The sequence below is a fragment of the Sorangium sp. KYC3313 genome, assembly GCF_052075895.1.
GTDB lineage: Bacteria > Myxococcota_A > Polyangia > Polyangiales > Polyangiaceae > Sorangium > Sorangium cellulosum_B.
In genome coordinates this window covers 7,684,326-7,694,275 of record NZ_CP197255.1, presented here as the reverse complement: position 1 = coordinate 7,694,275, position 9,950 = coordinate 7,684,326, and the positions used below count along the sequence as shown (strand labels likewise).

The window sequence follows — 9,950 nt, the reverse complement described above, 5'->3', positions numbered from 1 at the left end:
GAGATGAACCGCCAAGGACGCCAAGGACGCCAAGAAATGAAAAAATCTTGGCGTCCTTGGCGCCCTTGGCGGTTCGAATTCTGCCCTGTTCAGGAGGGATCAATCCGCCTGTGGCTCCACGGGCGCTTTGCCTGCGCCCGCGTCGCCTGCGCGCCGCCGCAGCACCACGTAGCGGAGGTGCGGCACGCCGCTCACCGCCACGGGGGCGAACGCGTCGCCTGCGCCGGGCAGGCGCGCGACGCGCTGCTCCACCCCGCGCGCGAACCGCGACGCGGGCCACGGCGACGCGGGCGCCTCGCCCTCGGCGAGCAGCAGCACCAGCGCGTCCACCCGGCGCGCGTCGAGCAGCGCCCCGGGGATCCGCTTCGTGGTGTGCCCGCCGGGCAGCGCCGCGATCGCCGGATCCGTGACCCCCGCGAGATCGACGAGGGTCGCGCCCGTCGCCGCCCCGAGCCAGCCGATGTCGAGCGCAGCGACGACCTCCGCCCCGGCGAGCGCGCCGCGGAGCTCCTCGACGACGCGCAGCCGGTCGCTGCCCACCCGCGCGGCGGTCGGCCCGACCCGGACCATCACGAAGAGCTCCCCCGCGAGCGCGAGCGCGAGCCGGACCGCCGTGGCGCGCGCATCCGCCACCGAGGCGACGTGGGCCGCCGCGAGCACCACGGCGGGCAGCGCCGGGACGACGAGCCGCGAGAGCGGCATCCAGTCGCCGCCCGCCGCCGCGACCGCGAGGAAGTGCACCGCGACCGCCGCGAGCAGCCCGCGCGGCCACGCGGGGAGCGCGCGCCACGCGGCCGGCGCGATCAGCGCCACCGGCCCGGTCAGGAGGAAACACGCGAGCGCGTACCGGGCCCCGAGCGCCGCGTCCGGCGCCTTCGCGAGCGCCGCGAGCGGCGCGGCCCGCCCGAAGATCGAGAGGCGCGCCAGGGCCACGGCGACGAACGGGAGGCCCGCGAGCGCGAGCGCGGCGAGCGCTCGCGCCCACGCGGGCCGCGGCCGCGCGCCCCCCGCGGCGTCGCGGCGCGGGGCCGCCTGGGCCGAGAGCGCGACGACGAGCGCGAACGGCAGGAGCTCCGGCCGGAGCGCCGCCGCGGCCCCGGCGCAGGCCGCGCCGGCGAGCGCGCGGCCGAGCGACGGCAGCGCGACGGCGAGCGCCCCGAGCGCCGCGACGACGCCCGTCTCCATGCCCGCCACGCTCCAGGCGGCGAGCGGCGCCGACGCCGGCACGAGCGCGAGCGCCGCGAACCGGATGGGACGAGCGGACACCCGATCGATCGCGAGCGCCAGGACGCCGGCGGCGAGCGTCCACGCGAGGGCGCCGAGCGCCTTCGCGGCCGCGAGGGCGGCGAGCGGCCCGCCGGCCGCGAACGGCGCCAGCACGAACGCCCACCCGAGCGGCGTCACGCCGTCGGTCACCGGCCCGGCCGCGTTGAAGCGGTAGCCCAGCCCCCGGGCGAGGTGGTGCGCATAACGCGCCGTGATCAGGGCGTCGTCGACCGTGAACCCCGAGAGCGCGAGCGCCGGGAGCAGCGCCGAGAGCGCGCCGGCGAGCGCAACGAGCAGCGAACGCTCCCGCCCCGTCACGCCGCCTGCGCGTCCGCGCGGCACTCCGGTGGCCACGAGGCGCTGACGCCCGCGCTGGACCGGAGCCCGCGCCGCTCCGCGCGATCTCCATCGAGGACGCACCGGCAGCGGAGCAAGCGCCCAGGGTGTACGGCGATCGGCACGCGGCGATCCTGTGACAGGCGCACGAAGGACGCAATTGCGCTCGTCTGCTCGCGATCATGCGAGCAGGCGAGATGCGAGACGCGACCACGTGGCCACGTGCGCGCGAACGTCGTGAACACCTGGGCTCGCCGCGGCCCGCGCGCCTCGGGCAACGGCGGCGGCGCTGCGCCTCGTGGCAGCCATGCGCCCTCGTGGACGGTATAGTTCCCCGCATGGCACTTCCCGCCGCGCTCCTGGCCGCCGTCGAGCGGCATTCGTGTTTTACCGGCTGCTATCGCAGCGAATCGGAAGTCCAGGTCTGCATCGATCCCGCGCAGGCGCTCGTGCCGACGGTGCCTGTCTGTTGCAGCGATTGCCTGAACTTCCACCCGGCGGCGCTCGTGAGCCTCTTGCCCCTCGGCATGACGTCGTACGCGCTCGCGAACGCGCTGACGACCCACGTGCGCTCGCTGCGCGGGTACAAGTGGGCGACCGGCGGCTACCACACCGCGGGCACCGGCTTCTGGCTCAACGCCGCCTACTACGGCAATGGCCTCTTCCTGGTCGACGCCGCGCGCAACCGCAACGCGAGGACGGACGTCGACATGCTGATCGAGGCCTTCCAGCACGGGATCGTCCAGCCGGAGGACCCGCGCATGCTCGATCCGGCGCTCTACACGATCGAGCTCGCGTACATCAACATGTCGCGGCCCATCCTGCCGGTCCGCAGCAAGCAGGATCTCCTGACGTCGCCGCAGCGCAGCGCCACGCCGAGGCAGGGGTTCTCGCGCGTGTCGATTGTGGAGTTCCAGCCGCTCGCCGTCGCGGGGCCATCCCCTTCCGCGCAGCCGGCGAAGCCGGCGCCGCAGCCCCGCGAGCTCAAGCTCGGCGATACGTGCCCGACGTGCGGCGCCGCCGTGATGGAGCGACCGCTGTTCTCGGGCACGTTCGTGGGCTGCCTCTGCTGAGGGCGCGCCGCGGGCCACGCCGGCGACCGGCTCACGGCGACGGCGCCGGCGGCGTGGTCGCGCGCCACGCGGTCTCTCCGGTCGCCGGGTCGATCGCGCGCAGCGCAGCGCCGCTCACCGCGGCGCCGCTGACGACATAGACGTAGGGGCCGGACGCCTTCGCCGCCGTGAGCCGGTCGCCGAGGTAGGCCGCGGCGCGCTCGTACCGCGCGGCCCCGGACACCGGATCGAGGGCGATGATCCGCGGCTCGGCGCCGTTCACCACGTCGACGCCGACGACGACGGCGGCGCCGCCGCTCGCGACGAGGAACAGGTCGGGCCGCCCGCCGGAGAGCGGCGCGCGCGCGGCCAGCTCCTTCTTCCAGAGCGACTCGCCGCCGCGCCGCCCCTCGACGGTGAGCCGCGGCGGGCCCCCGGCCGGCGCGCTGAGCACGACCTCCACGCCGCCGGCCTGGACCACCTGGGGGTTCTTCTTGCGCTCCCAGAACTGCCCCGTGATCGCCGACGGAGGCGGCGCCGTCGGGCAGTCGGCCGCCGCGCCCCCTTCGAGCTTGATCCCGGTCGCCGTGCCGTCCTTCATCACCACGGTCGCGCAGCCGTCGCCCCCCGCGATCTCGTCGGGGACCCCGGGGAGGTCCGCCACCCAGCGCGCCTTGCCGGTGCGGGCGTCCAGCGCGCGCACCGCGGCGTCGCCCCCGCCCGCGAGCACCGTGTTCGGGTCCGCGCAGGCGAGCGCGTCCGGCTCCTCGATCTCCAGCGAGGCCCAGATCCCCTGCCCGCTGCGCCCGTCGACGGCCACCACGCGCCCGCGGGTCTTGCCGTCCTGCCACAGCACCGGGTCGGGCGCGTCGTCGCCGTTCGCGTCCACGAAGCAGAGGGCGTCGAGCTGGGTGGAGAGCGGGCGCGCGCGCGGCGCGGGCTCCTTCGGCGGGTCGACGCGCGCGAAGAACATCACCGCGAAGCCGATCCCGACCGCGGCCATCGCCGCGGCGAGGAGCGCCTTCGTCGCCCGGGATGGCCCCGGCGCGGGCGCGCGCGCGCCCGGCGGCGCAGCCACGCCTGCGACGCCGGGGGCGTCAGCGCCGCAGCGCGGGCATGCGATCCCATCACGACTTGCCTCCAGCGAGGCTCCACAGCTCCGGCAGGGCCGCATCCGGACAGTCTATCGCCGCCGGGTGCCCGTGATCGAGAGCGACCGTGCGCGGGCCGCCGGACCCGGGGCTCGCCTCCGCTACTTCGACCAGAGCACCGAGAGATCGATCTCGATGGCCTCGAAGGGCACGACCCGGACCCGCGCCGCGTCGCGGTGGACGGGGCCGGGCTCCCAGCCCCTGCCCGCGACGAGCGAGAAGACCTCGAGGGTGCGCCGGATCGGATCGACGAGCCACGCGTGGAGCACGCCTTCGCGCGCATAGAGGGGCATCTTCTCCGTGCGATCGACGTCCTCGGTCGACGGGCTCAGGATCTCGCAGATCCAGTCGGGAGCGACCGGGAAGAAGGCCGTCTCGGGCAGCTCGGGCATACGCTCGATCCGCCAGCCGGCGAGGTCGGGCACGAGCGCGTCGAACTCACCGGCCGCGTGCGGGTCGGGGAAGTGCAGCTCAGGCTCGACCAGGATGGTCCAGCCGCCCGGCCCGCCTTCGCCCAGGTCGAAGGGGCCGGACAGCTTCCCCCCAAGCCTGGACGCGGCTCGCGCATGTCGCGGCGCCGGCCGGGGGAACACGTGCAGGGTGCCGCGGACGAGCTCCGCCACCTTGTTCGACGGGACGGCTTCGAGGTCCGCGTACGTGGCGCGGGGTTGCTTCTCGGCGGGCTGACCCATGACCGGAGCCTGCCTGGACGCCCAGGGAGTGGCAAGGGTGTGTGGCGCGCCGAACCTGAACGCTCGCGCGGCGCCGCGCGCCCGCCCCTCACCCGTTACGGCTTCGGTATCCTCAACGTGCCGCTGACCATGGCGCTGCCGCTCACGACATAGACCAGGCTGAGCGGGTGGAACGCCCAGGGGCCGAGCGCGATGGACCCGAGCCACAGCTGCTCGTGCACGCGCCCCGTGGCGAAGAGCACCCCGAAGAGCAGCACGATGAGCAGGCTCGTGGGGATCGGCGTCCCCTCGTAGTAGCGCACCTTTCCTCGCTCGTCCGACAGCTCGGCCGCCGTCACGTTGTACCGCGCGAGGCGGCTGATCCCGCACGCGACGAAGTAGACGAGGGCGGCGGCGTCCCACGGCCCGCGCAGGCCGAGCGCGTAGCCGAGCACCGCGGGCGCGACGCCGAACGAGACCACGTCGGCGAGGGAGTCGAGATCGGCCCCGAGCGGCGAGTGCTTGCGACGCCAGCGCGCGATCGTGCCGTCGAGGACGTCGCACGCCAGCGCGAACGGCAGGAGCCCGAAGGCCACCCAGATATGGATGCGCTCGCGCTCGGCCACGTAGTTCAGGCAAAGCAGGATGCTCAGCGTGCCGCTCGCCGCGTTCGCCAGCGTGACGAAGTCGGCGAGCGCGAACGACCGGAGCATCGAGAAATGGGGCGGTCTCTCGGCAGGCATGGCGCTCGGAGTGCGCAGTGTCGCACGTCCGGTTCGATTGCCAACCATTCTGCGGGGCGCACGTCACCGTCCTCGGGGCGTTTTCGCGTCGCAGGGCGCCTCGGGCCGCGGCGCGCCCGGCGCCGGCACCGTCTAGCCAGGTGGCACGTGCTTGTCCACTCCGCGGCGATCCGCGCACAAAACTTAGGACCGGGCCGCGCACTGCCTAGCATCCGTCGGCGGATGCCCGGACTGTCACTTGTCGCCGACAACACCCGTTGCTCACCGGAGCCCGAGCGCACGTCGCTGCACGATGTGCTCGACTTCGTCCTGGAGGGGGCGCGCAACGCGCCTCCTCCGCTCGATGGAGCGGCGCTGCCGCTACGCGCCGAGGCTGAAGCGCTGCCGCTGCTCTGCGAGCTCGCCGAGGCCGCGGCGGAGCTCGCCTCCGGACGCCGCGCGCGCGCGGTCGTGCGCCTGTGCCTCGAGCCCGACCCCTGGGAGCTCGGGCTGGAGCGCGTGGGCCGCGACCTCCTCGTCACCGTCTTCCAGGGCGGGGACGTGCCCGAGGTCGCCCTGCACGAGCGGCGCTTCGACGGCGAAGCGCTCTGCGCGCGCCTCCTCGCGGCCATCGACCGGTTCGCCTCGCACAGGGGCGCGCGCCGCGACGCCGTCGCCGACAACGACGCGGAGCTCGGCGGGCTCGGCGAGCTGCGGCTCCCGGCCGCGCGGCGGTGCCTCGCGGCCTCCCTGCCGTTCTCGCCCGACGAGGCGGGGGGAGAGCCCGCGATCGTGGGCGTCGAGCCGACCGGCGAGATCCCGATCGCCATCGCGGCCGAGGCGCTCCTGCGCACGTCGCAGGGCGCGGCACTCACGCAGCCGGCCGTGCTCCGGGCCGACCTGTTCTCGCTCCTCTTCCGGGGCAAGATCCGCGTGCTCGTGGGCGAGGAGGCGCGGGAGCTGCCCGACGTCTTCGTCTTCCCGTTCGCCGAGCAGCTCGCGTCGCTGTCGCTCGAGTCGCTCGACGCGTGGGCGCGGCGCCAGCCCTACCACCGGCGGCTGACCGTCGGCGGCGCGATCCTCGGCGTCCGGCTGCACAGCGAGGGGGCGCTGTCGCTCACGCTCGGCGTGCCCCGCGTGGGCCGCGTCCCCTCCGCGGATCCCCGCGCGCCCGGCGCCGGCCGCGTACCCTCGTTCGCGGCCGCCGAGGAGCGGGCGCAGACCTGGACCTTCCCGGCCGTCGACGTGGCGGCGCTCGCCCAGGGCGTGGTCGCGTTCGGGCGGGCGCTGGCGCGCAGCCTGGTGCGCCGCGATCGCGGGCAGGCGTCGAACCTGCGCCTGTTCGAGTTCCGGGCGCGCGTCCGCGAGCTCGCCGAGCGGCTCCGCGAGCTCACGCGCAACGACGCGAAGATCAACGTGGCCCCGGAGACGTACCGCGCCTTCGCGGCGGCGGCGGCGCGCCCGCAGGCCGCCGCCGAGGACACGTTCGGGCGGACGCGCCTGCGCTTCACGGCCCGGTGGATCGCGGCGATCCCGTCGCTCGATCTCCGCGCCACCTTCCTCTGCGGCGACGTGCTGGTGGTGGGCTCGACGCGCGAGCTGACGTGCATCGATCGGCGCACCGGCGAGTGCCTGTGGCGCAAGCCTGCGCCGCGCGCGGTCTCGGTGATGACGCCGGTCGGCCTCGGGCGGCTCCTGCCCGACGGCACGCTGCAGCTGCACGATCTGTCGAGCGGCGAGGTCGCCTGGTCGACGCGGCTCTCGCCGCGCGTGGGCGCGAACGCCTCGGGCGCGGTGGTGAGCGCCCCCGGGCTGCCGCGGATGCTCATCGTGAGCGAGGGGACGCGCCACCTCGCGGCCGTGGACCTCTACTCCGGCGAGGTGCGCTGGCGCTACGCCGCGCGGCGCGGCGAGAACTTCCGGCTCCGCCGCGCGGGCAAGCTCGTCCTCGTGGGCAGCGGCGAGCCGGCCCTCGCGGCGCTCGACGTGCTGAGCGGCGAGGTCGTGTGGCGCTTCTGCGACCGGCTCCCGTTCGCGTCGCCGGTGGCGGTCGATCACGACGCGCTCTTCGCGCTGGCGGGCGACGGCGCCTTCGTCGGCCGCGGCGGGGCGCGGCTGCACCACCTCGACCCGTGGTCCGGCGAGGCGCGGTGGACGGTCGATCTGCCGAAGCACGTGGCGCCGGTCGGCGCGCCGCTGCTCGGGCCCGAGACGGTGTGCGTGGTGACCCACGGGCGGCGCGGCACGGGGCTCGTGGGGCTCGATCGCCGCACCGGGGCGACGCGCTTCGACCTGACCGCGTGCGCGGCGACGGCCTCGTGCCTCATGGTGGACGATGTGGTCGTCGTGAACAGCGAGGCAGGCGAGATCGTCGGGGTCGGCGCGCACGACGGCGCGGTCCGGTACCGGCACGTCATCGCGGGCGGCGTCGAGGGCGACAGGCCGCGGCGCCTCGAGCCGGTGCTCCGCTCGGGCGCGCTGTTCGTGCCGCAGAGCGAGGTGCACGTCGTCCGGCCGCGCGACGGCGCGCTGCTCGGCAAGGTGCCGACGGACCTCATCCCGGATCTCCTGCGGGTGGACGAGCGGTGCGACGTCTACGTGGCCGAGGAGAGCGGCCACCTCGCGGCCTTCGCCGCGGCCCCGCGGCTCAGTCTCGTCCAGTAGCCGCGGCGGCGCGCGTCAGCGCGGCCGCCGCGCCGGCTTCCAGATGAGCTCGAGCGTCACCTGGGTGACGCCGTCCCGGATGAGCCCGATCCGCTCGGCGGCCTTGCGCGACAGATCGATGATCCTCCCGCGCTTGAACGGGCCGCGGTCGTTGATCCGCACGCGCACGCGGCGGCCGTCCCGGCGGACCACGTCGACCACGGCGCCGAAGGGCAGCGTCCGGTGCGCGGCCGTGAGCGCGCGCGGGTTGTAGCGCTCGCCGCTCGCGGTGCGGCGGCCGTTGAACTTGTCGGCGTAGTAGGTGGCGCGCCCGTGCTGGATCGCCGTCCCCTTCGCCGCGCTCCGCGCGCTCTCGGGCGCGATCGGCGTGGAGACGCCGTCGATGTCCGGATCGTCGTCCTCGGCCTGGTGCCGCGGGGGCGCCGGCGGGGTGCTCGGCGCGACGCCGCGCGCGATCGGCGCGTCGGCTCCCGTGCGGGGCGCTGCAGGCTGGTGAGCGGAGCAGGCGGGGGTGAAAGAGAGGAGGAGGAAGGCGAGCGTCCTCGCCACGCCGCGGCGTCCACGGAGCGTCATCACGTCGCCTCGGGCGCGGCGCGATCGGCCGACGAGGGGTCGAGGTCGGCCGCGGGCGAGGTCACCGCGGCGACCAGGGCCAGCGCCGAGGGCTCGCCGCTCCCCGCCCCGTCCGCGGACGGCGCCGCCTGGGGCCTGGCCTTGGCCCGCACGAACCCGGCCAGCTCGCGGAACGGCACGCCGGTCGGGCAGACCCTCTCCTTCTCGGCGAGCACCTCCTCCGGCACGTGCGCGAGCGCGAGCGCGGCGGCGTCGAAGTCCGGCATGCTCCGCGACGACGCGAGCACCACGGTCATGAGGCCGCGGTAGGCCCCCCTGGAGGCCCCGATGCGCTCGGCCTCCCCGAGATCGCAGCGCCCGCACGCGATGCAGCGGGAGAAGCGGGGCAGGGCCGCGCGCTCGGCGGGCGAGAGCGGCGGCAGGCCATCGGCGTCGTAGTTCTCGCGGAAGAGCGCGAGCCCGCTCGGGCCGTCGCCGAAGAGACGGCGCACCGCGACCTTGAGGAGCGACCACGCGAGGACCGCGAGGGCCAGGGCACGACCGGAGAGCACGATCCGTCCATAACCCGAAACAGGCCCGCGCGCCGAGCCCATGCGCGCCGGGTCTCACAGAACGGCGCCGGCCGCGTGAACCCGCGTTAACAGCGCGTCGGGCGCGCGCAGGTCCGCGACGACCCGCCGCCGCCGCGATGACCCCTGCGACGCGCGCTCGTCGCCCGAGCTCCGCGGCTCCGGAGATCGCGCGTCGCGCCGGCGCTGCGCGGCGGATCGCGCGACGACGGCCGCCGCCGGGCGAGGACGCCGCGCAGCGGCGCCACGCCTCCGCGCGTCGGTCCTCGCTGGCACGTCGGGTGCACAGGAGCCAGGCATGCCCAAGGACTTGCTTCTCTGCGACAGCGGACGCCCGGAAGACCTCGGCGATCTCGCCGAAGGTGCGCTGGTGGAGGCGATGATCGCGGGGGACGAGCGCGCCTGGCGCGCCTTCCACGCCCGCTACGATCGGCTCGTCCACCGCTGCATCAGCGGCGTGATCGCCCGCTTCTCCGCTGTGGTCGCGCAGGACGACATTCGCGACATCCACGCCACGCTGCTCGTGCAGCTGCTCTCGAACGACATGCGCAAGCTGAGGACCTTCGACGCGGGCCGCGGCGCGCGGCTGAGCTCCTGGATCGGCACGCTCGCCGTCCACTGCGCGTACGACCACCTGCGCTCGAGGAGGCGCGCGCCGCGCTGCGCCCCGCTCGACGACGCGGCGGTCGAGCTCCCCTGCGAGCGCCCCTCGCCGCAGGAGCAGGCCGAGCGCCGCGAGCGCGCCGCGCTCGTGGGGCGGGTGCTCCACGCCTTCTCCATCAAGGACCGCGAGTTCGTCGCGCTCTACTTCGCCGAGGGCCTGCCCCCGGAGCAGATCGCGGCGCGGATGAGGATCAGCGTGAAGACGGTGTACTCGAAGCGCCACAAGATCCAGAGCCGCCTGGAGGCGATGCTGTCCAGCGTCAGCCTCGCGGCGTGACGTTTC

At 75.4% G+C, this 9,950-nt stretch carries 9 protein-coding genes; 3 read left to right on the top strand and 6 right to left on the bottom strand.

Features of this window, described 5'->3' with window-relative positions; all coding sequences use genetic code 11:
• Window positions 1-99: 99 nt before the first annotated feature.
• Window positions 100-1,584: a hypothetical protein gene (locus tag ACSRUE_RS29745; RefSeq protein ID WP_441286525.1), complete on the bottom strand. Its 1,485-nt coding sequence runs from the start codon at window positions 1,582-1,584 to the stop codon at window positions 100-102.
• A gap of 356 nt (window positions 1,585-1,940) precedes the next feature.
• Here ACSRUE_RS29745 and ACSRUE_RS29740 point away from each other — a divergent pair, with 356 nt between their 5' ends.
• Entirely contained in the window at window positions 1,941-2,675 is a 735-nt protein-coding gene (locus ACSRUE_RS29740) for a hypothetical protein (RefSeq protein ID WP_437767618.1), read from the top strand.
• Window positions 2,676-2,706: 31 nt separating this feature from the next.
• Here the strand turns inward: ACSRUE_RS29740 and ACSRUE_RS29735 are convergent, their stop codons facing one another.
• The 3 genes from ACSRUE_RS29735 to ACSRUE_RS29725 form a co-directional block, all read right to left on the bottom strand.
• A complete protein-coding gene (locus ACSRUE_RS29735; RefSeq protein ID WP_437767617.1) occupies window positions 2,707-3,732 on the bottom strand; it encodes an outer membrane protein assembly factor BamB family protein in 1,026 nt (341 codons plus the stop codon).
• A 174-nt stretch (window positions 3,733-3,906) separates the two neighbouring features.
• Complete coding sequence (locus ACSRUE_RS29730; RefSeq protein ID WP_441286524.1) at window positions 3,907-4,497, bottom strand: Uma2 family endonuclease; 591 nt, start codon at window positions 4,495-4,497, stop codon at window positions 3,907-3,909.
• A 95-nt stretch (window positions 4,498-4,592) separates the two neighbouring features.
• Window positions 4,593-5,219, bottom strand: coding sequence for a CDP-alcohol phosphatidyltransferase family protein (locus ACSRUE_RS29725; protein ID WP_437767615.1), 627 nt, complete (start codon window positions 5,217-5,219; stop codon window positions 4,593-4,595).
• Between the two features lie 222 nt (window positions 5,220-5,441).
• Here ACSRUE_RS29725 and ACSRUE_RS29720 point away from each other — a divergent pair, with 222 nt between their 5' ends.
• Window positions 5,442-7,862 (top strand): PQQ-binding-like beta-propeller repeat protein, encoded by a 2,421-nt coding sequence (locus ACSRUE_RS29720; RefSeq protein ID WP_441286523.1) that lies wholly within the window; start codon window positions 5,442-5,444, stop codon window positions 7,860-7,862.
• Between the two features lie 15 nt (window positions 7,863-7,877).
• Here the strand turns inward: ACSRUE_RS29720 and ACSRUE_RS29715 are convergent, their stop codons facing one another.
• On the bottom strand, window positions 7,878-8,225 hold the full coding sequence (locus tag ACSRUE_RS29715; RefSeq protein ID WP_437769836.1) for a septal ring lytic transglycosylase RlpA family protein: 348 nt from the start codon (window positions 8,223-8,225) through the stop codon (window positions 7,878-7,880).
• Window positions 8,226-8,434: 209 nt separating this feature from the next.
• Window positions 8,435-8,986, bottom strand: coding sequence for a hypothetical protein (locus ACSRUE_RS29710; protein ID WP_441286522.1), 552 nt, complete (start codon window positions 8,984-8,986; stop codon window positions 8,435-8,437).
• A gap of 316 nt (window positions 8,987-9,302) precedes the next feature.
• On the opposite strand from ACSRUE_RS29710, the gene ACSRUE_RS29705 reads away from it, so the two are divergent.
• Window positions 9,303-9,944 carry an RNA polymerase sigma factor gene (locus tag ACSRUE_RS29705; protein ID WP_441286521.1) on the top strand — a complete coding sequence of 214 codons (642 nt, stop codon included), beginning with the start codon at window positions 9,303-9,305 and terminating at the stop codon, window positions 9,942-9,944.
• Window positions 9,945-9,950: the final 6 nt, after the last annotated feature.

What these genes read in the sequence shown, in the direction of transcription:
- ACSRUE_RS29705 (WP_441286521.1), top strand. Translation starts at nt 9,303, where the DNA reads ATGCCCAAGGACTTGCTTCTCTGCGACAGCGGACGCCCGGAAGACCTC.
- ACSRUE_RS29725 (WP_437767615.1), bottom strand. Translation starts at nt 5,219, where the DNA reads ATGCCTGCCGAGAGACCGCCCCATTTCTCGATGCTCCGGTCGTTCGCG.
- ACSRUE_RS29720 (WP_441286523.1), top strand. Translation starts at nt 5,442, where the DNA reads ATGCCCGGACTGTCACTTGTCGCCGACAACACCCGTTGCTCACCGGAG.
- ACSRUE_RS29740 (WP_437767618.1), top strand. Translation starts at nt 1,941, where the DNA reads ATGGCACTTCCCGCCGCGCTCCTGGCCGCCGTCGAGCGGCATTCGTGT.
- ACSRUE_RS29730 (WP_441286524.1), bottom strand. Translation starts at nt 4,497, where the DNA reads ATGGGTCAGCCCGCCGAGAAGCAACCCCGCGCCACGTACGCGGACCTC.